We start from the raw sequence: 26514 nt of genomic DNA, 5'->3' as shown, positions 1-26514 counted from the left end.
AAAAAAATCCCCCGCCGCCGGAGCCGCGAGGGAGGTTCGTGTGACCAGATATCAGCGCATGGCACGCTTGAGAATGCGGTCCGACTGACGCTGGAAGTCCGCCGCCGTCTCTTCTACGGATTTCTGCCCGTAATCGATGTACTGCAGGGAGGTGCCGAACTGGGCTACGATCTGCGGGTCGTCGAAGTAGGGCGACACGGAGAGCTTCGCCGGCAGGGACTGCGCCAGCTTCAGCCCGGAAACCGCCGGATCGTCGGCCTTGATTGTGCCGTCCTCGGTGAGGTACTGCACCGCCACTTTACTCAGCGGCACGCCGCGCTCGAGTCCTAAGGTATCGACCCCGGCTTTGCTGTTGAGCAGGAAGTTAATCACCTTCGCCGCCGCTTCCGGGTTTTTCGTTGATTTACCGATCGAGAGCATCTGCGCGGGCTTAAAGAACAGGCCGGCGTCGGTGGCACCCGGCAGCATCGGGTATTCACCCAGCTCCAACTTCGCCGGCGGCTTCAGGTTGTCGGAGTATTTGTTGATGGTGGAGTTCCACATGTAGGTCCCCGCCCACTCGCCCTGGATCCACGGCTTCATCTCGTACATATTGCTTTTGCCAAACGAGGCGTAGTACTTGGTGTCCGGCATGACGTGGCTGTCGATAAGCTTTTTATACATCTGGAAAAACTCGACCCACTGCTCTTTGCTGTAGGAGAATTTCTTGGTTTTATCGTCGATAGCCGGCTGGTTGTACTTCTGAATCATGTAAGAGTTCAGCAGCGCCAGGGTGTCCTGGTGCTCCAGCACCACCGGGTAGTACTGCTTGCCGAGCTTGCTTTCAAAGGCTTTTCCCGCCGCCATCAGCTCATCCCAGGTTTTTGGGTAGGCGACGCCGGCTTTTTTCCAGGTTTCATCGTTAAAGTAGAAGACGCGGGCGGTCACGGAAATAGGAATGCCGTTGAGCTTGCCGTTCACGGTGGTGGACTGCAGCTCCTTCGCGTCAAACTGGCTGAGATCGATGACGTCCTTCATCTTATTGAGGTCGTAGAAGCCGTCGCCATTTTTCGAGAAAATAGGCAGCCAGTTCCAGTTGGTCTGCATCACGTCCGGCTCGGTGCCGCCGGCGATTTGCGTGGTCAGGCGCGAAAGGTGGCCGTCCCAGCCGGTGTATTCCGCTTTGACGTTAATATCCGGGTTCTGCTTATGAAATTCTTCCAGCGCTTTCAGGGTCACCTGATGGCGGCCGTTGCCGCCCCACCAGGACATGCGCAGGTCGACATCCTGTGCCAGAGAAGGTAGCGCGGTCAGGCCCAGAGTGGCGGAGATTGCGGCGCTTAAGAGCACTTTTTTCATTTTAATACTCCAGTGATTACAGAGAGATGTTCTGTTCGGTCGTCGCATCAAAGAGATGACATTTGTTGAGATCGAACTGGTAATAGACCTTGCGATGCAGCCCTTTTTCGATCATCGGCCTCGCTTCGTCGGAAGGGACGCGGGCGGTCAGCTCATAATCGGCGACCTTCATATAGACAAAGAACTCGTGGCCCATATTTTCCACGCGCACCATCTCACCGGAACCGCAGCCTTCGGCGAACGGCTGGTCCGAGATAGAGACGAACTCCGGGCGCACGCCGTAGAACAGCGGCTGGTCCTTGTAGCCTTCGGCTTTGCTCTGCAGGGCATCGTTGAGGGGCAGCAGCTCGTCACCGATATTCATATGCAGGCGGCCGTCGCGCTCAACCAGCTTGCAGGGACGAATGTTCATCTCCGGCGCGCCGATAAAGCCTGCGACAAACATATTCTTTGGCTTGTGGTAGAGATTGTCCGGGGTATCAACCTGCATGATGTGGCCCAGCTTCATCACGCAGATACGGTCGCCCATGGTCATGGCTTCGGTCTGATCGTGGGTAACGTAAACGGTGGTCGCCGGTTTACCGGATTTCTTCAGCTGCTTGTGCAGGTCGGAGATCCGGATGCGCATCGAGGCGCGCAGCTTGGCGTCGAGGTTAGAGAGCGGCTCATCGAACAGGAACACGTCCGGCTTCTTCACGATCGCCCGGCCTACCGCCACGCGCTGGGCCTGGCCGCCGGAGAGCTGGCGCGGCAGGCGGTCGAGCAGCTCTTCCAGCTCGAGGATTTTTGCCGCTTCGTTAACCTGGCTCTCAATCTGATCCTTTGGCAGCTTGCTCAGCTTGAGGCCAAAGGCGAGGTTTTCGCGCACCGTCATATGCGGATAGAGCGCGTAGTTCTGGAACACCATCGCAATGCCGCGCGCTTTTGGCGCGAGGTTGTTAACGATCTTCTCCCCGATGCGCACTTCGCCGCCGCTGATGGTTTCGAGACCCGCCAGCATGCGCAGGGTGGTGGATTTGGCGCAGCCGGACGGCCCGACGATCACCATAAACTCCCCGTCAGCGATTTTCAGGTCGATAGCATGTACCGCTTTGAAGCCGTTGGAGTAGACCTTTTCCAGTTTTTTGAAAATAACTTCAGCCATGATATTTCCCTCTTAACCTTTAATTCCGCTGCTGGTGACGCCCTGTACGAAGTAGCGTTGTGCCAGGAAGAATACGATGATGGATGGCAGAATGGAGATGCTCGCCATTGCCAGAATTTCGTTCCATGGAGCGCCTTCCGTGACGTCGATGGACATTTTCAGCGCCAGCGCTATCGGATACTTATCGACGCTATAGACGTAAATCAGCGGACCAATAAAGTCGTTCATTGACCACATAAACTGGAACAGCGCGACCGAGATAATTGCCGGTTTTAAAATCGGCACCACTACGTACCACAGCACCTGGAAGGAGTTGCAGCCGTCAATTTGCGCCGCCTCTTCCATATCGCGCGGCACGCCGCGCAGGAACTGAATCAGCATGAAGACGAAGAACCCCTGAGTGGCGAAGGCCAGCGGCAGGTACAGCGGCAGATAGCTGTTCAGCATCCCCATTTCGCGGAACATCAGGTACTGCGGGATGAGCAGCACGGTGCTCGGCAGCAGCATGGTGGTGATGAGGGTGCCGAACCAGAATTTCTTCCACGGGATCTCGAAGCGGGCAAAGCCGTAGGCCACGATGGTGGAGGAGATAATGGTCAGGATCACCTTCGGAATCACGTACTTGAAGGTATTCAGCATGTAGTGGCCGAAGTTGTATTCCGTGCCGGTCTTCCAGCCGTTGATAAATCCGTCCCAGGTCGCGTGAGCGGGCCACAGGCTGAGGGTGGTGAAGATCTCGTGGTTCGGTTTGAACGACGCCGAGAACATCCACACCAGCGGGTAGAGCATCAGCAGGCCAACGAACAGCAGGATCACATAGCGGATACTGGCGTTCATTTTTTCCCGCCGCAGCGTTCTGGCAACCTCGCGCTCTGCGATGTCCCGTGCTGCGGAAATTTGTTGGATATCAGCCATTTTTGCCTCCCTTATCGGCGGAGTAGAACACCCAATATTTCGAAGACTTAAAGGCAATAGCGGCAAACACCGCGACGACCAGGAACAGCACCCATGCCAGCGCCGCGCCGTAGCCCATATCGAAGTACTTAAAGGCGGTGTCGTAGATATAGAGTGAGAACAGATAGGTGGAGTAGGTTGGGCCGCCGCCGGTTATCACGTACGGTCCGGTAAACTCCTGGAACGCCTGGGTGGTTTGCATAATGAAGTTGAAGAAGATCACCGGCGTAATCAGCGGCACCGTCACCTTCATAAACATCTGCCACTTCGAGGCGCCGTCGATCATCGCCGCTTCGTACTGCGATTGCGGAACGTTCTGCAGCGCCGCGAGGAAAATCACCATGGCCGAACCGAACTGCCAGACGCGCAGCAGGGTCACCGACATTAGCGCCAGCGACGGCTCGCCGAGCCAGTTGACCGGGTCGAAGCCCAGCACGCCGATAAAGCTGTTCAGCAGGCCGTCGATAGCGAACAGCGCGCGCCACAGTACGGCGATGGCGACGGAGCTGCCGAGAATCGACGGAATGTAATAGGCGGTACGGAAGAAACCGATGCCGCGCAGCTTAAAGTTGAGAACAAACGCGATGCCCAGCGCAAAGGCCAGCTTTAGCGGAATAGTTAAAAAGACATAGGCGAAGGTGACGCCCATGGACTTCCAGAAGAGAGAATCTTCGGTCAGCATGTAGCGATAGTTTTCAATGCCGTTAAATACCGGCGGACTCATCAAGTCGTACTCAGTGAAACTGAGGAAGAAAGATGAAACAAAGGGAAAGGCGGTAAAGATTATCAGCCCGATGATATAGGGCGATATCCATGCCAATCCCAGCAGCTTGTTTTCATTCATACATACCTACCTGGCTTACGAGTTTGTAAAACGGATTCGGTTTATACCCGGTGTACTTCACGCTGTGTGCGCTATCCGCGCTGAAAATTAGCCGGAAAAGTTAATCTGTTGCTGGTGTCTGTGCTGGCGCTTCCTTCCCTGTTGGACCCTGTTTTTGTCATGGTTTGTCACCCGCAGCTCCCTGCTGAGCGTGCACCGGTTCGGCTTTGCTATGCCCGGCGCCTTTAATTTTATAAAACGCCGTTTTAAATTTATTTTATTGCGATTTATTACGGAGTCATTCGATTCATAGCGGAAATGTGATCGAAGTCGAAACGATGTTTCAAAAAATGAGAAGGCGGGCGTTTTGTAAGGCTGGTAAGGGCTGGGGAGAGATGTCGGAAAGGGGACCTGGCACAGACGTGCGGTATTTTATTGCCCGGCTAATGATTATCTGTGTACATATTTTTTAACAAATAATGATGGGCGTAAGGGGACGCGGTGGCGGAAGAGGGGTGCATGCCTGCTCTTTCGCCATCGCGCCCGGGGAAGATTAGTTTTGCAGAAAATCCTCACGAACGGGCGTAAAGGTATCCAGCAGGGTTCCCGCGTTCAGACACACGCAGCCGTGCATAATATGCGGCTGCTTGTAGAGCGTGTCGCCGGCGCTGACCACGCGTTTCTCATCACCGATGGTGAATTCGAACTCGCCTGAAAGCACGTAGGTCAGCTGCTCGTGGGGGTGGTTATGCATCGGACCAATGGCGCCGGCGTCAAAGTTAACCTCAACCGCCATCATTTTGCCGCCGTGCGCCAGAATGCGTCGGGTCACGCCGTTGCCCAGATCGTCGAGGGTGGTCTCTTTATGAAAAATAAACATCCGCGGGTCCTGTAGTTAAGTGAAACAATGTTTCATTTAATTTATATCACAATTTTCTAAAAAGAAACGATCGACGGGAGAAGTGGAAAGTTGATCACAAGTTTGCTTCACTGGGGGAAACCATAAAAGGAGCGAATGATGAAAACGATTGGCCTGTTGGGGGGAATGAGCTGGGAATCGACCATTCCCTATTACCGCCTGATCAATGAAGGGATCAAGGCGCGTCTTGGCGGGCTGCACTCCGCCAGCCTGCTGCTGCATAGCGTTGATTTTCATGAGATTGAAGCCTGTCAGGCTGCCGGAGAATGGGAGCGTGCCGGCGATATGCTGGCCCAGGCGGCGGTGGGGCTGCAGCAGGCGGGCGCCGAAGGTATCGTGCTCTGTACTAACACCATGCACAAAGTGGCGGATGCCATTGAAGCGCGCTGCGGCGTGCCGTTTCTGCATATTGCCGATGCGACCGGGCGGGCGATTGAGAAAAAGGGCATGCGTAACGTCGCCCTGCTGGGCACGCGCTATACCATGGAGCAAACGTTCTATCGCGGCCGCCTGCAGCAGCAGTTTGCGATCGAGACCCTGGTGCCGCCCGCCGACGATCGCCAGCGGATCAACCAGATTATCTTTGATGAGCTCTGTCTCGGCACCTTTAGCGAGGCTTCCCGCGACTACTACCTGCAGGTTATCGAGGCGCTGGCGGCGCAGGGCGCGGAAGGCGTTATCTTCGGCTGCACCGAGATTGGCCTGCTGGTGCCCGTAGAAAGCAGCCCGCTGCCGGTATTTGATACCGCGGCCATTCACGCCGCGGACGCGGTGGAGTTTATGCTTTCTTAAGCACCGTATCGAGCGGGCGCTGGATCTGCGCCAGGCTGTGCTGCAAGTGGTGAATAAAGGCGTCGACCAGCGCCGAACCGGGGCGGTGCAGCGGGCGGATCATGCTGACGGTAAAGGGCACATCGATGCTGAAGCGGCGCACCGCGACGCCGCTTTCGGCATAGTCGAGGGCGGTGAGCGGATTAACCACCGAGATACCGACGCCCGCGCGCACCATCGCGCAAATCGAGGCGGCGCTGTGCGTTTCGACCACCATTCGCCGCTTGACCTGATGTTCAAGGAACAGGGCGTCAAGCAGCTGGCGATAGCTGTCGGTCCGCGACAGGCTGATGTAGTTTTCAGCGTGGAAATCGGCGGGGGTCAAAACCTGCTTCGCGGCGAGCGGATGGTTCTGCGGCAGGACGCAGACCTCATTCAGCGTCAGCAGCGGCGTGCGCTCGGTGCCGGCGGGCGTATGCAGGGTTTCGGTCAGGCCAAGATCGTGGCGCTGGGCGGAGAGCCACTCCTCCAGCAGGGGCGACTCCTGGGGGACAATCTGCAGGCTGACCTCCGGGTAGCGCGCCAGAAACGGCTGCAGCAGCAGCGGTAAAAACGACTGGGAGAATACCGGCAGGCACACCACCGATAGCTCGCCCTGGCGAAACTCGCGCAGGCTTTCCGCCGCGCTGACGATCCTGTCCAGCCCGTACCACGACCGCTGCACCTCTTCAAACAGCCGCAGCCCCTGTACCGTGGGCTGCAGGCGGCCGCGAGCGCGCTCAAAAAGCTTTAACCCCAGCACCTTTTCAAAGCGCGCCAGCTCCCGGCTGACCGTCGGCTGCGAGGTATGCAGCATGCGGGCGGCCTCGGTCAGGTTACCGGTGGTCATCACCGCGTGGAAGATTTCGATATGGCGCAAATTGACGGCGGGCATGGCGGCTCTCGGATGATATGGGGTATCCATATCATTTTTGCATAGACTCACGACAAAACGATATTTTTTATTCCCTTCAGGCTATGGCGTAATCATAAAAAAACACGCACAACGCCAACAACGCCGGAGTTCACCATGCCACGCTCGCTTTACGCCACCGATACCGACCTGACCGCAGATAACCTGCTGCGCCTGCCCGCCGAGTTTGGCTGCCCGGTATGGGTCTACGACGCGCAGATTATTCGCCGCCAGATTGCCCAGCTCGGTAAGTTTGACGTGGTGCGCTTTGCGCAGAAGGCCTGCTCAAACATTCATATCCTGCGCCTGATGCGCGAGCAGGGCGTGAAGGTCGATTCCGTATCGCTTGGCGAGATTGAGCGCGCGCTGGCGGCGGGCTACGATCCGCAGCAGCATCCGGAAGATATCGTCTTTACCGCCGATCTGATCGACGACGCGACCCTGGAGCGGGTGAAGGAGCTGCAGATCCCGGTCAACGCCGGGTCGGTGGATATGCTGAGCCAGCTGGGCGAAGTCTCGCCGGGCCATCGCGTGTGGCTGCGGGTCAATCCGGGTTTCGGTCACGGCCACAGCCAGAAAACCAACACCGGCGGCGAAAACAGCAAGCACGGTATCTGGTATAGCCACCTGCCGGCGGCGCTGGAGGTGATGCGTCGCTATCAGCTGCAGCTGGTGGGGATTCACATGCACATTGGCTCAGGGGTGGATTATGCTCACCTCGAGCAGGTGTGCGGCGCAATGGTGCGTCAGGTGATCGAGTTTGGTCAGGATCTGCAGGCGATCTCCGCCGGCGGCGGCCTGTCGATCCCCTATCGCGAAGGCGAAGAGGCGATCGATACCGATCACTATTACGGCCTGTGGAACGCCGCCCGCGAGCAGGTGGCGAAGCATCTTGGCCATCCGGTGAAGCTGGAGATCGAGCCGGGTCGTTTCCTGGTGGCGGAATCCGGCGTGCTGGTCTCCCAGGTGCGCAGCGTGAAGGAGATGGGCAGCCGTCACTTCGTGCTGATTGACGCCGGCTTTAACGATCTGATGCGTCCGTCGATGTACGGCAGCTACCACCACATCAGCGCCCTGGCGGCGGACGGTCGCGATCTTAGCGCGGCGCCGATGATTGAAACCGTGGTCGCCGGACCGCTGTGCGAATCCGGGGACGTCTTTACCCAGCAGGAAGGGGGGAAGGTGGAAACGCGCCTGCTGCCTGACGTGGCGCCGGGCGATTACCTGGTACTGCACGATACCGGCGCCTACGGCGCGTCGATGTCCTCGAACTACAACAGCCGCCCGCTGCTGCCGGAAGTGCTGTTCGATAACGGCAGCGCGCGGCTGATTCGCCGCCGCCAGACCATTCAGGAGCTGCTGGTCTTAGAGCAAATCTGATCTAAAACCAGGGACCCGTCGTGACCGACTCGCGCAGCACCAGCGTGCCGGTAAACGGCGGGATCGTTTCGATCGGCTGATGGTTGGCAAGCTTGATCGCCTGATCGATGGCGGTGGTGATCATATTGTCGATAGGCAGATAGACCGTCGACAGGCCCGGCTCCAGCCACTTCGCGCTGGGGGCGTCATCAAAACCAAAGAGCGAAACGTCCTGCGGGATCCGCAGTCCCGCCTGATGCAGCGCTTTTGAGGCGCCGAGCGCCATATCGTCGTTACAGGAAAAAAGCGCGCTGAACGGCGTTTTTTCTTCCAGCAGCTCCCGGCACAGCTCGTAGCCGCGGGTCATCGTTGAGTCGCCGTATTTTACTCTCCCCTCATCCCACGCAATGCCATTTTTTTTCAGCGCCTTACGGTAGCCCTGCAGGCGGGCCTTGCCCGTTGGCGTGTGCATGGGGACCGTCAGGCAGGCGATCTCGCGATGGCCCTGGGCAATCAGATAGTTCACCGCCTGGAAGGCGGCATCCTCCTGCTCGAAGAACACGCAGCGCTCGCGCGCGAGGCTGACGTCGCGGTTAATCACCACCAGCGGCATCTCGATGGAGTCGATAAGCGACATGATCTTCTTTTCGCTCATATGGCGGGTATAGAGGATGATGGCGTCGCACTGGCGATCGGCAAGCATCTGCACCGCTTCTTCTTCGCGCTCCGGCGCATCGTGGCCGTCGGTGACAATCAGCTGCTTTCCCCAGGCTTCGGTCTGGCGCGAAGCCTGCTGCAGCAGACGGCCAAAGTAGAAGCCGTCGAAGGTGGAAACCACCAGCCCGATGCTGTTACTCGTGCGGTTGGCCAGCGAACGGGCGAGAAAGTTCGGCCGATACCCCAGCTCCTCCATCGCCTTGAATACCTGCTGACGGGTACTCTCTTTTACCTGACCTGTGCCGTTCAACACGCGGGAAACCGTCGCTTTAGAGACGCCTGCGCGAATTGAGACATCCAGCATTGTAGCCATTCATCGATTCCTGATATCACGTGGTGTTTTGCAGTTTATCACAGACATTCAGGGGGATATGACCTCTACGCCGTGCAAAGAACTATCGGGATCACGCTTTTTGCAGGAACTGCCCGCGGTAAAAACGATGTCGCTAATGCGGTATGCCAATATGGCGATGGTATAAAAATTTGGAATGCCAAATCTGGCGTTGAGATCTCAATCACAGAACTTTTTGCCGCCAGTGACTATTTTTTGGTATGCCAAAAGGTGTTCGGCTGTACACCTGGCGCGCAAAAAGCCCTTAAACCTGAGGTATCCTCTATGGCATTGCAGGAAAAACTGATCGACTCACTGGGGAGTTTCGCCACGAAATTCAACAGCTACCGCTACATCATGGCGATAAAATCCGCCTTTATTACCCTGATGCCGGTGATCATCGTTGGCGCCTTTTCGGTGCTGATCTCAAATATGGTGCTGGATCCGAAGAACGGACTGGCCAGCTTTCAGTCGCTGTCGTTTCTCGCCGCGCTCAAGCCGATTACCAGCGCGATAAACTATGCGACCCTCAACTTCCTCAATATTGGCGCCGTTTTTCTGATCGGCATCGAGCTGGGGCGCATTAACGGCATCAAGAGCCTGTTCCCCGGCCTGCTGGCGGTCATTTGCTTTATCTGCGTCACCCCAACCACCGTTGAGATGATGGTCGATGGCCAGATGCAGGTGGTCAAAGACGTGCTGCTGCGCCAGTTCTCGGACACCCGCAGCCTGTTCCTCGGCATGTTTATCGCCATTCTGTCGGTCGAGATTTACTGCTGGCTGGAGACGCGCAAGGGGCTGAAGATCAGGATGCCGGATACCGTGCCGCCGAACGTGGCGGCGTCGTTTTCGGCGTTGATCCCGGCGATTTTTACCACCACCGCCATCGCCACCTTTGGCTTTATTTTCCATCAGCTGACCGGCATGTATCTGTATGACGCGGTCTACCTGGTGGTGCAGCAGCCGCTGGAGCGCGTGGTGCAAAGCCTGCCGGGGATCCTGCTGCTGATGTTCGTCGCCCAGCTGTTCTGGGTTATCGGTATTCACGGCAATCAGATGATCAAACCGATCCGCGAACCGCTGCTGCTGGGGGCGATTACCGTCAACATGAGCGCCTTTGAGCAGGGAAAAGAGGTGCCGAACATCATCACCATGCCGTTCTGGGACGTCTATATGAGCATCGGCGGCTCGGGGCTGACCATCGGCCTGCTGATTGCGGTCATGATCGCCAGCAAGCGCAAAGAGATGAAAGAGATCGCCAAGCTGTCGATCGGCCCGGGGCTGTTCAATATTAACGAACCGGTCATTTTCGGTATGCCGATCATGCTCAATCCGATCCTCGCGATCCCCTTTATCATCACGCCGCTGGTGACCGGCAGCATCGGCTACTTCGCCACGGCGGCCGGATTTGCCGGAAAAGCGGTGGTGATGGTGCCCTGGACCACGCCGCCGCTGATTAACGCCTGGCTCTCTACTGCTGGTTCGATGGGGGCGGTGGTGACCCAGCTGGTTTGTATCATTACCGCGGTACTGATTTACCTGCCGTTTGTGAAGATTGCCTCCCGCCGCCTGGAAACCGCGCAGCGGCAGGCGGAAAACGCGCAAATAACCGATAACGCCTGAGGATATGATGAGTACAAAAAGGATTGCGATCCCCGACGATTTTATCCTTGGCGCGGCGGCTTCCGCCTGGCAAACCGAGGGCTGGAGCGGCAAGAAAGAGGGTCAGGACTCCTGGCCCGATCTCTGGTACAAACGCGATCGCCACGTCTGGCATAACGGCTACGGCCCGGCGGTGGCCACCGATTTTATCAACCGCTTTCGCGAGGACGTCCAGCTGATGAAGCTGGCGGGGCTCACCCACTACCGCACCTCAATCAACTGGTCGCGCTTTCTGACCGACTATGAAAACGTCACGGTTGATGAGGAGTACGCGGCCTACTACGACCGGCTGTTCGACGAGCTGCTGGCGAACGGCATCGAGCCGATGATCTGCCTTGAACACTACGAGCTGCCCGGCTACCTGCTGGAGCAGTACGGCGGCTGGGCGGCCAAAAATGTCGTTGAGCTGTTCGTCCGCTACGCGGAGAAGGTGTTCGCCCGCTATCATCACAAGGTCACGCGCTGGTTTACCTTCAATGAACCGATCGTCGTGCAAACCCGGGTTTACCTTGACGCGCTGCGCTGGCCCTACGAGCAGAATACCGGCACGTGGATGCAGTGGAACCACCACAAGGTGCTGGCGACGGCGAAGGTGGTCAGGCTGTTTCGCGATAAGGGCTATCGCGGGACGGTGGGCTGCATTCTCAATCCTGAGGTGACCTATCCGCGCTCAACGGCCGCTCACGACGTGCGCGCCGCCGAGGTTTACGATCTGTTTTATAACCGTATCTTCCTCGACCCGCTGGTCCACGGCGAGTATCCGCCCGCGCTGTTTGCGCTGCTGGCGCAGCACGACGTCGCCTGGGACTACAGCGCCGAAGAGCTGGCGATTATCCGCGACAACACCGTGGATGAGCTGGGCATAAACCTCTACTACCCGCACCGGGTGAAGGCGCCGTCGCGCGCCTGGCACCCGCAGACGCCGTTCCATCCGGCCTGGTATTACGAGCCCTTCGAGCTGCCCGGGCGGCGAATGAACGCCTCCCGCGGCTGGGAAATTTATCCGCGTATTGTCTTTGATATGGCGATGCGAATTAAAAATGATTACCGCAATATTCCGTGGTTTATCGCCGAAAGCGGCATGGGCGTTGAAAACGAAGGCCAGTTTCGCAACGACGAAGGCACCATTGTCGACGAGTACCGCATTCGCTTTATCAGCGAGCATCTCTGGCAGACGCTGCTCGCGCGGGAGGCGGGCGCCAACTGTCACGGCTACATGCTGTGGGCGTTTACCGACAACGTGTCGCCGATGAACGCCTTTAAAAATCGCTATGGGCTGATTGAAATCGATCTGCAGAACGGCCGGGCGCGGCGACCGAAGGCTTCCGCCGGCTGGTTTCGCACGCTGCGCGAAAGCCGCGAGCTGACGCTGGATATCGACGATGAGTTGCGCTAGCCCGGCGTAAATTTTGCTAAGATAGCGCCGATATGGATTCACTCGCAGACAAGGCACAGGTGATATTGTGGAGAAGGCTATCATTCCGCCGGAAAAGAAACCCTACCAGGAAATTGGCGATGATTTACGCGCCCAGATTGCGCAGGGGCGTTACCCCATCGGGTCGCGGCTGCCGCCGGAACGCAATATCGCCGAAACCTACGGCGTCAGCCGCACCATTGTCCGCGAAGCCCTGCTGATGCTGGAGCTGCAGGGCACGGTCGATATTCGCCAGGGCTCGGGAGTTTACGTGATGCGCATTCCCCACGAGGATGATAGCGAGGAAGAGCAGATGCTGAGCAGCGACGTTGGTCCGTTTGAGATCCTGCAGGCCCGTCAGCTGCTGGAGAGCAACATTGCCGCCTTTGCGGCAAAAATGGCGACGCGCGCCGATATCGACAACCTTAAGCGTATTATCGAGCAGGAGCAGCGGGCGATTGCCGGCAACGACGCCTCTCAGGATAACGCGCGGATGTTTCACCTGGTGCTGGCCGGGGCGACGCAAAACCAGATGCTGCTGGCAACGGTGGAGCGTATCTGGCTGCAGATGGACAGCAGCCCGCTCTGGCAGCAGTTTAACGCGCATATTGCCAGCCGCGCCTATCGCCTGAAGTGGCTCGGCGAGCGGCAGGCGATTCTTGCCGCGCTGCGCCGTCGCGACGTAATGGGCGCCTGGCAGGCGATGTGGCAGCACCTGGAAAATGTTAAAAACAGCCTGCTGGAGCTGTCGGACGAAGACGCCCCGGACTTCGACGGCTACCTGTTTGAGTCGGTGCCGATTTTTCAGGGAAAGCCGGTATGACCATCCTGCCTCTGTACGCCGCGCCGCAGCACGCGCCGCAGGTCACGGAGTGGCTGTGGCAGGCCTTTGGCGGCGAGACGCTGCCGCAGGCGTTCTTTGCCAGCATCGTCGCCCACAGCCAGACGCCGGGCGCGCTGCCGCTGACCTTTATTGCCGTTGAGGGCGAGCTTCTGCTGGGAACGGTGGGGCTCTGGCGCTGCGATCTGATCAGCCGTCAGGACCTGTTTCCGTGGATGGCGGCGCTGTACGTTGCCGAAGCGGCGCGCGGGCAGGGGCTGGCGGGAAAACTACAGCGGCACGTTATCGATTATGCCCGCCTGAGCGGCTATCCGCAGCTGCATCTCTACTCCGCCTGCCGGGATTTTTATGAGCGCTTTGGCTGGCGCTATATCGGCGAGGGCCTCGATTATCCGGCCACCGCCGTGCACCTCTACCGCTACGACCTGTCGTTGTCCGACGGGGCGATCACCGAGTGACGGCGAACCAGCGTCGGGCTGAACAGGTGGGTGATTTCCGGCGGCGGGAGCCTGTCCGCCAGCGCTAGCGCCAGTTCTGCCGCCTGGGTTGCCATGGTCACAATCGGGTAGCGCACCGTGGTCAGCCGCGGGCGAACGTAGCGGGATATCAGCACGTCATCAAAGCCAATCAGCGAAATCTCACGCGGCACGTCGATGCCGTTATCGTTCAGCACCCCCATCGCGCCGGCGGCCATCGAGTCGTTGTAGCTGGCAACGGCGGTAAAATTCCTGCCGCGTCCCAGCAGTTCGGTCATCGCCTGCTCGCCGCCGCTTTCATCCGGCTCGGCAAAGGTCACCAGCCGATCGTTGATGGCTATGCCGCTCTCTTTGAGCGCGTCGTAATAGCCCTGCAGACGATCTTCGGCATCCGAAATCGCGTGGTTGGAGCACAGATAGCCGATACGGGTATGGCCCTGCTGGATCAGATGGCGGGTCGCCAGCCAGGCGCCGTAGCGGTCGTCCAGCGCCACGCAGCGCTGCTCGAAGCCGGACAGTATACGGTTGATAAGCACCATGCCGGGAATTTGCTTCATCAGCCCGGCGAGCTCGTCATCGGGGATCATTTTTGCGTGTACCACCAGCGCCGCGCAGCGGTGGCGAATGAGCTGTTCAATCGCCTGGCGCTCTTTTTGGATGCTGTGGTAGCCGTTGCCAATCAGCAAAAAGTTGCCGGTATTGTAGGCGACCTGCTCGACGGCTTTGACCATGGCGCCGAAAAAGGGGTCGGATACGTCGCCCACCACCAGACCGACGGTTTCCGTTGACTGCTGCGCCAGCGCGCGGGCGTTGGCGTTCGGGTGGTAGTTCAGCGCTTCCATCGCCGTGCTGACGGACTGGCGGGACGCTTCACTGGCTTTCGGGGAGTTGTTGATAACGCGGGATACGGTAGCGACGGACACTCCAGCGAGTCGGGCTACATCCTTAATTGTCGCCATACCTGACCTTTTATAGGGTAAGCGTTTACATTGAGGTTATGTTACGGGAAAGCTCGGCAGATTCAAGGATAAGGGCTAACGGGTTAACGCAAATGTGATGCAGGTTTGCCTTGCTGATGACAAAGTTACACACAGCCGTCGCGGTGAATGAAACGGCAGCGGGTAAATTCACACCTTTGGTTACACTTTGCGATTAGCTGTTGCGAATGTTCGCTGGTTTCCCCGTTCACTGCATTGATATTCTTGTTATCCCAGAGGTATTGATAGGTGGAGTCGACTTCACGTTGACCACTTTAATTACACCAGCCTGCGCAGATGCGCAGGTTTTTTTTTGCCCGCGGCAAACCGGCACCGGCAGGCGGTCGTCAGCGGGGCGTTTTTCATTCGATCTGTTCCGGGGAATGTTCCCTTCACGGCTGTTCCGTACGCCCCGCTGATGTTCTCTGCGGCCAGCCCGTCATCAAGAATCGGCAGTTTTCGCGCCGCTATCCGCCGCTGTTACAGTTAGCGAAAATGGTAATAACTGGTTGCACTTAGGCTCATTCCCTTGCGTTTTAACGCTGGCGTCGCGGGGCCAAAAAACCGCACAATCAGGGTCCCAGAGGTATTGATAGGTGAGTTTTTTAAGTACGCATTTCGTACTGATTATCTTGCACCGGCCTGCGCAGATGCGCAGGTTTTTTTTATTGTGAAAATTCTCCCCCACACTGCTTTCAAACGCCTTCTCGTGTAACCTTCAATGACTTAATAACCGGTCAGATGGAGTTGTTATGCTTTTGGCATTTTTCAGGCTGCTGTTCAAAGGAATGTACCGGGTCAGGTTGACCGGTGACACGCAGGCTCTGCATGGCAAAAAGGTCCTCATTACCCCGAACCACGTCTCCTTCCTTGACGGGGTCCTGCTGGCGCTGTTTCTTCCCGTTCGCCCGGTCTTTGCGGTGTACTCCTCCATCAGCCAGCGCTGGTTTATGCGCGCGCTGTCGCCGATTATCGACTTTGTTCCCCTCGATCCGACCAAACCGATGTCGATTAAGCATCTCGTGCGCCTGATTGAGCAGGGGCGGCCGGTGGTTATCTTCCCGGAAGGGCGTATCTCGGTGAGCGGATCGCTGATGAAAATCTACGATGGGGCCGCGTTCGTTGCCGCGAAGTCGCAGGCCACCATTGTTCCGCTGCGTATCGAAGGCGCCGAGCTGACGCCGTTCAGTCGCCTGAAAGGGCTGGTCAGACGCCGCCCGTTCCCGCGCATCCGCCTCCACCTGCTGCCGCCGACGCATCTGCCGATGCCGGAAGCGCCGCGGGCCCGCGATCGTCGCAAAATTGCCGGCGAAATGCTGCATCAGATAATGATGGAAGCGCGGATGGCGGTGCGCCCGCGGGAAACGCTTTATGAGTCTCTGCTGGCGGCGCAGGACCGTTTCGGCGCGCGGAAAAACTGCGTGGAAGATATTAACTTCCAGCCGGATACCTACCGCAAGCTGCTGACCAAAACGCTGTTTGTCGCGCGAATTCTGGAAAAATACAGCGCGCAGGGCGAAAAAATCGGCCTGATGCTGCCGAACGCCGGGATCAGCGCGGCGGTGATTTTTGGCGCGATTGCGCGCGGGCGTATTCCGGCGATGATGAACTATACCGCCGGGGTAAAAGGCCTGAGCAGCGCGATTACCGCCGCTGAAATCAAAACCGTGTTCACCTCCCGCACCTTCCTCGATAAGGGCAAGCTCTGGCACCTCCCGGAGCAGCTGACCCAGGTGCGCTGGGTATTTCTTGAGGATTTAAAAGGTGACGTCACCGCCGCCGATAAGCTGTGGATCTTCAGCCATCTGCTGATGCCGAAGCTGGCGCAGGTCAGGCAGCAGCCGGAAGATGCGGCGATCGTGCTCTTCACCTCCGGTTCGGAAGGCCATCCGAAGGGCGTGGTGCATAGCCACAAGAGCATCCTTGCCAACGTCGAGCAGATTAAAACCATCGCCGATTTTACCGCCAACGACCGCTTTATGTCGGCGCTGCCGCTGTTCCACTCCTTTGGCCTGACGGTCGGCCTGTTCACGCCGCTGTTTACCGGAGCGGAAGTGTTCCTCTACCCGAGCCCGCTGCACTACCGCGTGGTGCCGGAGCTGGTGTATGACCGCAACTGCACGGTGCTGTTCGGCACCTCAACGTTCCTCGGGAACTATGCCCGCTTTGCCAACCCCTATGATTTTTATCGTCTACGCTACGTGGTAGCCGGAGCGGAAAAACTTCAGGACAGTACTAAACAGCTGTGGCAGGACAAATTTGGCCTGCGCATCCTCGAAGGCTATGGCGTAACTGAGTGCGCGCCGGTGGTGTCGATTAACGTCCCGATGGCGGCGAAGGTGGGCACCGTTGGGCGGATCCTGCCGGGAATGGACGCGCGCCTGCTGGCGATGCCGGGCATTGAAGAGGGCGGTCGTCTGCAGCTGAAAGGGCCGAACATTATGAACGGTTATCTGCGGGTGGAAAACCCGGGCGTGCTGGAAGCGCCTGGGGCGGAAAACCAGCATGGCGAAATGGAGAGCGGCTGGTACGACACCGGGGATATCGTCACCTTTGACGAGCAGGGATACGTGCGTATTCAGGGGCGCGCGAAGCGCTTTGCTAAAATTGCCGGTGAGATGGTGTCGCTGGAGATGGTGGAGCAGATGGCGCTGGCGGTCTCCCCCGAGCGGATGCACGGGACGGCCATCAGGCAGGATGCCAGCAAAGGCGAGGCCTTAGTGCTTTTCACCACCGATAATGAACTGAATCGCGAAAAGCTGCTGCGCTACGCCCGTGAGCACGGGGTGCCGGAGCTGGCGGTTCCGCGCGACATTCGCTGGCTGAAGCAGCTGCCGGTTCTCGGCAGCGGCAAGCCGGACTTTGTCACCCTTAAAAGTATGGTTGAAGAGACGGAACATTCTGATGAGTGAGTCAGTACACACTAACAATTCGCTGTACTCGAAGGGGATGATGGCGGTTATCTGCGCCCAGTTTTTGTCGGCATTTGGCGATAACGCGCTGCTGTTTGCAACCCTCGCGCTGATGAAGCAGCAGTTCTACCCGGAGTGGAGCCAGCCGGTGATGCAGATGCTGTTTGTGGGCGCTTACATTCTCTTTGCGCCATTTGTCGGGCAGTTTGCCGACAGCTTCGCCAAGGGACGGGTGATGATGGTCGCCAACGGCATGAAGCTGGTTGGCGCCGGCTGTATCTGCTTTGGCGTGAATCCGTTTCTCGGCTACACCCTGGTCGGGATCGGCGCGGCCGCCTACTCCCCGGCGAAGTACGGCATTCTCGGCGAGCTGACCACCGGCGATAAGCTGGTGAAGGCCAACGGCCTGATGGAATCCTCGACCATCGCCGCGATCCTGCTGGGCTCGATGGCGGGCGGCATCCTCGCGGACTGGCACGTGCTGGCGGCGCTGGCCCTCTGCGCACTGGTCTACGGCGGCGCGGTGGTGGCGAACCTGTGGATCCCCAAACTACCGGCGGCCCGTCCCGGACAATCATGGCGCTTTACGCCGATGACCCACAGCTTCTTCAGCGCCTGTAAAACGCTGTGGCGCAACGGGGAGACGCGATTTTCGCTGGTGGGAACCAGCCTGTTCTGGGGCGCCGGCGTAACGCTGCGCTTCCTGCTGGTGCTGTGGGTACCGGTGGCGCTGGGGATTTCTAACAACGCGATGCCAACCTATCTGAATGCGATGGTGGCGGTGGGGATCGTGCTGGGCGCGGGCGCGGCGGCGAAGCTGGTGACGCTGCAAACGGTCTCCCGCTGCATGCCTGCCGGGATTCTGATTGGCGTCGCGGTGATCTTCTTTACCCTTCAGCATGCGCTTCTGCCGGCGTTTGGTCTGCTGCTGCTGCTCGGCGTGTTTGGCGGCTTCTTTATCGTGCCGCTTAACGCCCTGCTGCAGGAGCGAGGAAAGCATACCGTTGGCGCGGGCAACGCGATAGCGGTGCAAAATCTCGGCGAAAACGTCGCCATGCTGTTGATGCTGGGGTTCTACTCGATGGCGGTCAAGGCGGGCATACCGGTGGTTGGCATCGGGGTTGTCTTTGGCGCGATATTCGCGCTGGCCATCGCCGCCCTGTGGCTTTGGGGACGGCGGCGCTAGCGAGTCTTGCGCTTAGCGGGCTACGGCGTTGTCCCTGCCGTAGCCCGGAGAGGCCGTTTACGGCGCCGGATAGGTATAAACCCGGTGCACCGCTTCAATCTCTGCCAGCACCTCTTCGCTGAGCTCAAGATGCAGGCTTTCCACGTTGGTCTTCAGCTGCTCCAGCGAAGTGGCGCCGAGCAGCGTGCTGGCGACAAACGGCTGGCGGCGCACGAAGGCCAGCGCCATTTGGGCCGGATCGAGGTTATGCCGTTTGGCGATATCGACGTATGCCGCGACCGCCAGCTGCGTCTGCTCGCCGCTGTAGCGCGTAAAGCGGCTGAACAGCGTGTTGCGCGCCCCAGCCGGCTTCGCGCCGTTGAGATACTTGCCGGTCAGCGTGCCGAACGCCAGGCAGGAGTAGGCCAGCAGCTCCACGCCTTCATACTGACTCACTTCCGACAGCGCAACTTCATAGCTGCGGTTCACCAGGCTATACGGGTTCTGGACGGTGACGATGCGCGGCAGGTCGTGCTTATCCGCAAGGTGCAGGTAGCGCATCACGCCAAACGCCGTCTCGTTGGAAACGCCGATGTAGCGGATTTTGCCGGCGCGCTGAAATTCGGTGAGCGCTTCCAGGGTGTCCAGCAGGGTGACCACCGGCGCGGAGTCGGTCCAGGTGTAGCCCAGCTTGCCGAAGCAGTTGGTCGGGCGCTGCGGCCAGTGAACCTGGTAAAGATCGAGATAATCGGTCTGCAGACGCTTCAGGCTATCGTGCAGTGCGTCGCGGATATTTTTGCGATCCAGAACGTGGTTCGGGCGGATGCTGCTGTCGTTGTTACGCGCAGGGCCGCTGACTTTGGAGGCGATAACCAGCTTTTCGCGGCTGCCGTGTTTCGCCAGCCAGTTGCCGACGTAGGTTTCCGTCAGCCCCTGAGTTTCCGGGCGCGGCGGGACGGGATACATTTCAGCGACGTCTATCAGGTTGATGCCCTGGCTGACAGCGTAGTCGAGCTGTTGGTGAGCGTCGGCCTCGCTATTCTGTTCACCAAAGGTCATAGTGCCCAGCCCCAGCGTGCTGATTTCGAGAGAACTGTGTGGGATACGGTGATACTGCATAGCCGGCTTCCTTTTTTATCGACAAGGTCAGGCTTTCCCCGACAAAGGAGTATCAAAATGGCAGAGGGGAGGAAAAAGAGGAAGTAAAAAGATCAAAAAAGCCGGGCTGGTGGGGTCCGCAGGCTGCTGCAGCGGACGTATCAGGTTTACCCGACTCTTTTCTCAACACCGTGATTTGTTGCAGAGGACGCGTTGCCAGGCGATTGCCGGCAGGCGGTTAGCCGCGGCAATCTTTAGCGCTTAATAATCTGTGAAACGTCGTCACGATTGATCTGCATTTTATTACCCTGCTGATCTTCGTAGCTGATAAGACCGGTATCGTCGTCAACCGCCGGCTTGCCGTCGGTCAAAATCATGCGTCCGTCTTTTGTCGCCATAACGTAATCGCTGCTGCAACCTGAAACCGAGAAGGCCAGTCCTACGGCGGAAATCAACACTGCCCATTTTTTCATCGTTAACACCTCTACTTGATGGTCGCACCTCACACCAGTGTATTAATAGCCTGATTTGTGAGACATAAAAAGCAGTAAAGTCTTAAAAAAGATTGCAGCCCAGGTTTGGGCTGCATTTTTGCGGGCTACAGCGGATTTTTTTTATTACGCAGCAGGTTGAGGCTTTCGACGGCAATCGAGAAGAACATCGCAAAGTAGATGTAGCCTTTCGGGATATGGATACCGAAGCTTTCGAGCATCAGGGTGAAGCCAACCAGAATCAAAAACGCTAGCGCCAGCATTTTCACCGACGGATGGCGGTCAACAAAGTCGCCAATCGAGCGGGCGGCAAACATCATCACCAGCACCGCGATAACCACCGCGGCCATCATGATGAACAGATGGTCCGAGAGCCCAACGGCGGTGATCACCGAATCGAGGCTGAAAATGATATCCAGCAGCATAATCTGCACGATGGCGCCCATAAACGAGTGGACGTTGGTCTTCGGCCCTTCCTCTTCCCCCTCGATCGATTCGTGGATCTCTTTACTGGCCTTCCAGATAAGGAACAGCCCGCCGAGCAGCAGGATCAGATCGCGGAAGGAGATGTCGTGGCCGAACGCGCTAAACAGCGGGTTGGTCAGCTTAACGACCCAGGCGATGGAGGCCAGCAGCCCAAGACGCATCAGCATTGCGCCCATCAACCCGATGCGTCGCGCGTGGGCGCGCTGGGCGGTAGGCAGTTTGGCAACAACCAGAGAGAGAAAAATAATATTATCGATCCCGAGTACGATTTCCAGCAGCGTCAGCGTACCCAGCGCCAGCCAGGCGTTAGGATCGGTTATCCATGCAAATAACATTGTTCAAAGTCCTGCAAAAAAGAAAGTCGCAATTATATGCAACCCGGCGGGCAGAACAAAAAATTAATCGTGGTTAAGCAGAAAATGACGGGCCAGCAGGGCGGCGGTAAAGTTTTTCTTCAGGTAGAAACCGCGCGGCAGGGTGAGGATCGGTTCGCCGTGCGCGCCGATAGCCTCGGTTAGGGCTTTACTGTTGGCGGCTTTTGGGCGCAGCTGCAGCACTTCGCCGTGGCGGGCGGTAATGCGTTCGACCTGGCCCAGCACGATCAGATCCATTAACTCTTCCCAGTCCATCCGCAGCTGACGATCCTCCTCTTCGCTGGGGGTCCAGAGCAGCGGCGCCCCGACCCGACGCTGGGCGAGCGGGATCGCGCGATCGCCCTCTACCGGCACCCACAGCACGCGCTTGAGCTTATGGCGAACGTGGCTGCTCTCCCAGGTGACGCCGCTGTTACCGGTGAGCGGAGCGACGCAGACAAAGGTGGTTTCCAGCGGCCGTCCCTGAGCGTCGACGGGGATCGTTTTCAGCTCGACGCCCAGCGCGGCGAAATCCTGCTCGGGCTTACTTCCGGCGCTGGCGCCCAGCCAAATCTCCAGCAGGATACCCGTCCAGCCTTTATCGCGCTTCAGATCGCGCGGAATCGGAATCCCCGCCAGCGCGGCCAGCTCGCCCAGCGAATAGCCCGCCAGCCGCTGGGCCTGGGCTAAAAGCTGCTGCTGGGTTTGCGGTGGTGCAAGCAGGGGCGAGAGGGCTGGCATAAGATGAAACCTCTGGTTAAAAAATGAGCGCTATTTTTGTGCGTTGTGGATAGAGTTTACCTTTTCCTGGGTAAGTATGACAATTTGATGATTCATATGACTTTTTTTTTGCTTTTTTGCCGCTAAAAAAATTACCGCAGCGGGTTTTCCAGAACTGGTCACTGGCAATGAACAGGATCTTACACCATGTTATCCACAGAAAAGTGGGATAACTGGGGAAAAGCCTCACTACTGTTTCCATTTACAGCCTTGACGTGCGACGAAAATCGAATTTTTAGACAAAATATGCCCGATGAGCTGGCGTAATCTGTGGATAAAACCGACATTGTTCGATCTTTCATCAGTTCCAGGATCGCATGTGTGATGATCATCACGTTATGCTGTAATTTATGAAAATAATACATTCTAACTTAATGAATATAATGCCATTATTAAATATGGCTACAGGTAAGCGCTTCGGACTACTCCGGGTTTTCCCTGGGTAATTCCATACTTCTTCACAACTCTATCCACAGAAAAAGTGAATAAAATGGCGCTGCGATAGCTAACGCTGTTTATAACTCTGCTGATAACTGTGAGTTATTCAAATGTTATTAGTGAGCCGTGTGGCAACAGAGTGGTTTACCGTTTCCAGCGAGTGTGAAACAATCGTTCACATTGAAGATTATTTTGAGGTAGTCCGGTGATTGATGACGATGGCTACCGCCCAAATGTCGGTATTGTAATCTGTAATCGCCAGGGCCAGGTTATGTGGGCCAGACGCTATGGCCAGCACTCGTGGCAGTTCCCGCAAGGGGGCATTAATCCAGGAGAATCAGCCGAGCAGGCAATGTATCGGGAATTGTTTGAAGAGGTTGGGCTAAGTCGTAAAGATGTCCGCATTCTGGCCTCTACCCGTAACTGGTTGCGTTACAAATTGCCTAAACGTTTGGTGCGTTGGGACACGAAGCCGGTTTGTATCGGCCAGAAACAGAAGTGGTTTCTTCTGCAGTTGATCGGCAGCGATGCGGAAGTCAATATGCAAACCAGCAGCACGCCCGAGTTCGACGGCTGGCGCTGGGTAAGCTACTGGTATCCGGTTCGTCAGGTGGTATCGTTTAAGCGCGACGTTTACCGCCGGGTGATGAAAGAGTTCGCCAGCGTCACCATGTCGCTGGCCGAAACCGCACCTAAGCCGCAAAGCGCGCCGGCATATCGACGTAAAAGAGGTTAAGCCACGCACATTATGCTCACTCGGTTACGAGAAATCGTCGAGAAGGTCGCGAGTGCGCCGCGTTTAAACGAGGCGCTGGATATCCTGGTCACGGATATCTGCAAAGCGATGGAAACGGAAGTCTGCTCGGTTTATCTGGCCGATCACGACCGACGCTGCTATTACCTGATGGCGACTCGCGGGCTGAAAAAACCTCGCGGGCGCACCGTTGCGCTCGCTTTTGACGAAGGCCTCGTCGGCCTCGTCGGGCGCCTTGCGGAGCCCATCAACCTTGCCGATGCGCATAAACACCCCAGCTTTAAATACATTCCGGCCGTAAAAGAGGACCGCTTCCGCGCTTTTCTTGGCGTGCCGATTATCCAGCGCCGTCAGCTGCTGGGCGTGCTGGTGGTGCAGCAGCGCGAGCTGCGTCAGTTTGATGAAAGCGAGGAGTCCTTCCTCGTAACCCTGGCGACGCAGATGGCCGCCATTCTCTCCCAGTCGCAGCTGACCGCGCTATTTGGCCAGTATCGCCAGACGCGGATCCGCGCGCTGCCCGCCTCATCGGGGGTGGCAATTGCCGAAGGCTGGATGGACGTCAGCCTGCCGCTGATGGAGCAGGTGTACGAAGCCTCGACGCTGGACACGGCTTCCGAACGCGAGCGCCTGACCGGCGCGCTGGAAGAGGCGGCCAGCGAGTTTCGTCGCTACAGCAAGCGCTACGCCGCCGGGGCGCAAAAAGAGACGTCGGCTATCTTCGACCTCTATTCCCACCTGCTTTCAGACGCGCGCCTGCGCCGCGAACTCTTTGCGGAAGTCGACAAAGGGGCCGTCGCCGAGTGGGCGGTGAAAAAAATTATCGAGAAGTTCGCCGAGCAGTTTGCGGCGCTCAGCGACGGCTATCTTAAAGAGCGGGCCGGCGATCTGCGCACGCTCGGCCAGCGGCTGCTGTTTCATCTTGACGACACCACCCAGGGGCCAAACACCTGGCCGGAGCGGATCGTTCTGGTCGCCGACGAACTCTCGGCGACGACGCTGGCGGAGGTCCCTCAGGACAGGCTGGTAGGCGTTGTCGTGCGCGACGGGGCGGCAAACTCGCATGCCGCCATCATGGTGCGCGCGCTGGGGATCCCGACGGTGATGGGAGCCGATATTCAGCCTTCACTGCTGCATGGCCACACTCTGGTGGTGGACGGCTACCGCGGCGAGCTGCTGGTCGACCCGGAACCGGCGCTGCTGAAAGAGTATCAGCGCCTGATCAGCGAGGAGAACGAGCTCAGCCGCCTGGCGGAAGACGATCTTGAGCGCGCCTCCGAGCTGAAAAGCGGCGAGCGGGTGAAGGTCATGCTGAACGCCGGCCTGAGCCTTGGCCATGAAGAGAAGCTCGGCGGCTTTATTGACGGTATCGGCCTGTACCGCACTGAAATTCCCTTTATGCTGCAGAGCGGCTTTCCGTCTGAAGAGGAGCAGGTTGCCCAGTATCAGGGCATGCTGCAGATGTTTAACGAGAAGCCGGTTACGCTGCGCACCCTCGACATCGGCGCCGACAAGCAACTGCCCTATATGCCGATCAGCGAAGAGAATCCGTGCCTCGGCTGGCGCGGGATCCGCATCACGCTCGATCAGCCGGAGATCTTCCTTATTCAGGTGCGGGCGATGCTGCGCGCGAATGCCGCCACCGGCAACCTCAGCATTTTGCTGCCGATGATCACCAGCCTCGATGAGGTCGACGAGGCGCGCCGTTTGATCGACCGCGCCAGCCGCGAAGTTGAAGAGATGATTGGCTACGCCATTCCGCGCCCGCGCATCGGCGTGATGCTGGAAGTGCCGTCGATGGTCTTCATGCTGGCGCAGCTCGCCAGCCGCGTCGATTTTATCTCCGTCGGCACCAATGACCTGACGCAGTACATCCTCGCCGTCGATCGCAACAATACCCGGGTGGCGAATATGTACGACAGCCTGCATCCGGCGGTGCTGCGGGCGCTGGCGATGATTGCCCGCGACGCCGAACGTTTCGGCATCGACCTGCGGCTTTGTGGCGAAATGGCCGGAGATCCGATGTGTGTCACCATCCTGATTGGCCTTGGCTATCGCCACCTGTCGATGAATGGCCGGTCGGTAGCAAGGGTAAAATACCTGCTGCGCCGCATTGACATCGAAGAGGCCCAGGAGCTTTCCCGGCGTAGCCTGGAGGCGCAGATGACGACGGAAGTTCGCCATCAGGTTGCGGCCTTTATGGAGCGTCGAGGGCTGGGCGGCCTGATCCGCGGCGGCCGCTAGTTCTGCCAGGGCGCCTGCGCCGCTGTTCGCTCATTCCCGGCCCGAAGGGGCGCCGCGCGCCGCCTGCCGGGAATGCTCCGCCGCTTATTCGCATTCGTATACATATCTTTTACATGCCCGGCGCGGATCGTGCCTGGCGCTTATGCTATCATTCGCAACCTTTGGAGCGCCCGTTTTCTGCGAGTGCGCAAGATCACCGCTGTCCACTTCCAGCGGAATAACAAGTCTTTATGGTGACAGATGAATAGTGGCTACCTGCATTTTCCGGAGTTTGATCCGGTAATATTTTCCGTTGGGCCAGTCGCCCTTCACTGGTACGGCATGATGTACCTGGTCGGGTTTGTTTTTGCGATGTGGTTAGCCACCCGTCGGGCCAATCGTCCTGGCAGCGGCTGGACTAAAAACGAAGTTGAAAACCTGCTGTATGCCGGGTTCCTCGGGGTCTTCCTCGGCGGCCGTATCGGCTACGTCCTGTTCTACAACCTGCCGGTGTTTTTGCAGGATCCGCTCTATCTGTTCCGCGTCTGGGACGGCGGGATGTCGTTCCACGGCGGCCTGATCGGGGTGATTCTGGTGATGATCATCTTCGCCAAACGCACCAAGCGCACCTTCTTCCAGGTTGCTGATTTCATTGCGCCTCTGATCCCGTTTGGCCTCGGCGCCGGTCGTCTGGGCAACTTCATTAACGGCGAGCTGTGGGGCCGCGTCGATCCGAGCTTCCACTACACGATGATCTTCCCCGGCTCGCGGGCGGAAGATATGGCGCTGCTGCCTTCGCACCCGGAGTGGCAATCGCTGTTCGACACTTACGGAGCCCTGCCGCGACACGCCTCGCAGCTGTACGAGCTGGCGCTGGAAGGTATCGTGCTGTTCCTGATCCTGAACCTGTTTATCCGCAAACCGCGCCCGACCGGCTCGGTCTCAGGCCTGTTCCTGATCGGCTACGGTCTGTTCCGTATCATCGTTGAATTCTTCCGCCAGCCGGATCAGCAGTTCACCGGCGAATGGGTCCAGTACATCAGCATGGGGCAGATTCTTTCGATTCCAATGGTGCTTGCGGGTATCATTATGATGGTCTGGGCGTACCGCCGTCGTCCGCAGCAACAAACTTCTTGAGG

The 26514-nt window shown here is 58.1% G+C and carries 23 protein-coding genes; 11 read left to right on the top strand and 12 right to left on the bottom strand.

Annotated elements, in window-relative coordinates; translation table 11 throughout:
- Positions 1-51: 51 nt before the first annotated feature.
- The 5 genes from M2416_RS17630 to M2416_RS17610 form a co-directional block, all read right to left on the bottom strand.
- Positions 52-1338, bottom strand: coding sequence for an ABC transporter substrate-binding protein (locus M2416_RS17630; RefSeq protein WP_041147054.1), 1287 nt, complete (start codon positions 1336-1338; stop codon positions 52-54).
- A 16-nt stretch (positions 1339-1354) separates the two neighbouring features.
- Complete coding sequence (locus M2416_RS17625) at positions 1355-2482, bottom strand: ABC transporter ATP-binding protein (protein WP_076945939.1); 1128 nt, start codon at positions 2480-2482, stop codon at positions 1355-1357.
- Between the two features lie 12 nt (positions 2483-2494).
- Positions 2495-3397: a carbohydrate ABC transporter permease gene (locus M2416_RS17620; protein WP_041147052.1), complete on the bottom strand. Its 903-nt coding sequence runs from the start codon at positions 3395-3397 to the stop codon at positions 2495-2497.
- A complete protein-coding gene (locus M2416_RS17615; protein ID WP_041147051.1) occupies positions 3390-4280 on the bottom strand; it encodes a carbohydrate ABC transporter permease in 891 nt (296 codons plus the stop codon). The genes M2416_RS17620 and M2416_RS17615 overlap by 8 nt, the downstream gene beginning before the upstream one ends.
- Before the next feature lie 532 nt (positions 4281-4812).
- Complete coding sequence (locus tag M2416_RS17610) at positions 4813-5139, bottom strand: cupin domain-containing protein (protein WP_259226205.1); 327 nt, start codon at positions 5137-5139, stop codon at positions 4813-4815.
- A 138-nt stretch (positions 5140-5277) separates the two neighbouring features.
- Between M2416_RS17610 and M2416_RS17605 the strand changes: the two genes are divergently transcribed.
- Positions 5278-5970 carry an aspartate/glutamate racemase gene (locus M2416_RS17605; protein WP_259226204.1) on the top strand — a complete coding sequence of 231 codons (693 nt, stop codon included), beginning with the start codon at positions 5278-5280 and terminating at the stop codon, positions 5968-5970.
- On the opposite strand, the gene M2416_RS17600 is transcribed toward M2416_RS17605, so the two are convergent.
- Positions 5957-6883 (bottom strand): LysR family transcriptional regulator, encoded by a 927-nt coding sequence (locus M2416_RS17600; RefSeq protein WP_041147048.1) that lies wholly within the window; start codon positions 6881-6883, stop codon positions 5957-5959. The two genes, M2416_RS17605 and M2416_RS17600, sit on opposite strands and share 14 nt — an antisense overlap.
- Before the next feature lie 135 nt (positions 6884-7018).
- On the opposite strand from M2416_RS17600, the gene lysA reads away from it, so the two are divergent.
- Entirely contained in the window at positions 7019-8281 is a 1263-nt protein-coding gene (gene lysA, locus M2416_RS17595; protein WP_133600460.1) for a diaminopimelate decarboxylase, read from the top strand.
- Position 8282: 1 nt separating this feature from the next.
- On the opposite strand, the gene M2416_RS17590 is transcribed toward lysA, so the two are convergent.
- On the bottom strand, positions 8283-9281 hold the full coding sequence (locus M2416_RS17590) for a LacI family DNA-binding transcriptional regulator (RefSeq protein WP_166646214.1): 999 nt from the start codon (positions 9279-9281) through the stop codon (positions 8283-8285).
- A 312-nt stretch (positions 9282-9593) separates the two neighbouring features.
- Between M2416_RS17590 and M2416_RS17585 the strand changes: the two genes are divergently transcribed.
- The 4 genes from M2416_RS17585 (at position 9594) to M2416_RS17570 (ending at position 13683) form a co-directional block, all read left to right on the top strand.
- Positions 9594-10931, top strand: coding sequence for a PTS sugar transporter subunit IIC (locus tag M2416_RS17585; protein ID WP_041147045.1), 1338 nt, complete (start codon positions 9594-9596; stop codon positions 10929-10931).
- A 7-nt stretch (positions 10932-10938) separates the two neighbouring features.
- On the top strand, positions 10939-12366 hold the full coding sequence (locus tag M2416_RS17580) for a glycoside hydrolase family 1 protein (RefSeq protein WP_259226203.1): 1428 nt from the start codon (positions 10939-10941) through the stop codon (positions 12364-12366).
- Positions 12367-12433: 67 nt separating this feature from the next.
- Entirely contained in the window at positions 12434-13207 is a 774-nt protein-coding gene (locus tag M2416_RS17575; RefSeq protein ID WP_041147044.1) for a GntR family transcriptional regulator, read from the top strand.
- Positions 13204-13683, top strand: coding sequence for a GNAT family N-acetyltransferase (locus M2416_RS17570; RefSeq protein ID WP_076945946.1), 480 nt, complete (start codon positions 13204-13206; stop codon positions 13681-13683). The genes M2416_RS17575 and M2416_RS17570 overlap by 4 nt, the downstream gene beginning before the upstream one ends.
- Here M2416_RS17570 and galR read toward each other — a convergent pair.
- Complete coding sequence (gene galR, locus M2416_RS17565; RefSeq protein WP_041147042.1) at positions 13644-14660, bottom strand: HTH-type transcriptional regulator GalR; 1017 nt, start codon at positions 14658-14660, stop codon at positions 13644-13646. The two genes, M2416_RS17570 and galR, sit on opposite strands and share 40 nt — an antisense overlap.
- 770 nt (positions 14661-15430) lie before the next feature.
- On the opposite strand from galR, the gene aas reads away from it, so the two are divergent.
- Positions 15431-17590 carry a bifunctional acyl-ACP--phospholipid O-acyltransferase/long-chain-fatty-acid--ACP ligase gene (aas, locus tag M2416_RS17555; protein ID WP_132512957.1) on the top strand — a complete coding sequence of 720 codons (2160 nt, stop codon included), beginning with the start codon at positions 15431-15433 and terminating at the stop codon, positions 17588-17590.
- The gene (gene lplT / locus M2416_RS17550) at positions 17583-18776 is read left to right on the top strand and encodes a lysophospholipid transporter LplT (protein WP_076945948.1); all 1194 of its coding nucleotides are present in this window, start codon (positions 17583-17585) and stop codon (positions 18774-18776) included. Before aas ends, lplT begins: the two co-directional genes overlap by 8 nt.
- Before the next feature lie 57 nt (positions 18777-18833).
- Here lplT and M2416_RS17545 read toward each other — a convergent pair whose 3' ends face one another.
- The 4 genes from M2416_RS17545 to mutH all read right to left on the bottom strand — a co-directional run bounded on the left by M2416_RS17545 (position 18834) and on the right by mutH (position 21924).
- On the bottom strand, positions 18834-19874 hold the full coding sequence (locus M2416_RS17545; RefSeq protein WP_041147039.1) for an NADP(H)-dependent aldo-keto reductase: 1041 nt from the start codon (positions 19872-19874) through the stop codon (positions 18834-18836).
- A gap of 233 nt (positions 19875-20107) precedes the next feature.
- Positions 20108-20326 (bottom strand): YgdI/YgdR family lipoprotein, encoded by a 219-nt coding sequence (locus M2416_RS17540; RefSeq protein WP_004867116.1) that lies wholly within the window; start codon positions 20324-20326, stop codon positions 20108-20110.
- A gap of 125 nt (positions 20327-20451) precedes the next feature.
- On the bottom strand, positions 20452-21165 hold the full coding sequence (locus tag M2416_RS17535) for a TerC family protein (protein ID WP_041147038.1): 714 nt from the start codon (positions 21163-21165) through the stop codon (positions 20452-20454).
- 63 nt (positions 21166-21228) lie between these two features.
- Positions 21229-21924 (bottom strand): DNA mismatch repair endonuclease MutH, encoded by a 696-nt coding sequence (mutH, locus tag M2416_RS17530; RefSeq protein WP_076945949.1) that lies wholly within the window; start codon positions 21922-21924, stop codon positions 21229-21231.
- Between the two features lie 682 nt (positions 21925-22606).
- Here mutH and rppH point away from each other — a divergent pair.
- The 3 genes from rppH (at position 22607) to lgt (ending at position 26512) form a co-directional block, all read left to right on the top strand.
- Complete coding sequence (rppH, locus tag M2416_RS17525; RefSeq protein ID WP_041147036.1) at positions 22607-23137, top strand: RNA pyrophosphohydrolase; 531 nt, start codon at positions 22607-22609, stop codon at positions 23135-23137.
- 12 nt (positions 23138-23149) lie between these two features.
- Complete coding sequence (ptsP, locus tag M2416_RS17520) at positions 23150-25396, top strand: phosphoenolpyruvate--protein phosphotransferase (RefSeq protein WP_041147035.1); 2247 nt, start codon at positions 23150-23152, stop codon at positions 25394-25396.
- 240 nt (positions 25397-25636) lie between these two features.
- Positions 25637-26512 carry a prolipoprotein diacylglyceryl transferase gene (gene lgt / locus M2416_RS17515; protein WP_076945951.1) on the top strand — a complete coding sequence of 292 codons (876 nt, stop codon included), beginning with the start codon at positions 25637-25639 and terminating at the stop codon, positions 26510-26512.
- Positions 26513-26514 lie beyond the last annotated feature (2 nt).

The organism is Klebsiella sp. BIGb0132 (genome assembly GCF_024810075.1).
In the GTDB taxonomy this organism is placed as follows: domain Bacteria; phylum Pseudomonadota; class Gammaproteobacteria; order Enterobacterales; family Enterobacteriaceae; genus Klebsiella; species Klebsiella terrigena.
Note: the sequence above shows the minus strand (reverse complement) of the source record. Positions and strands in the feature narration are given on the sequence as shown.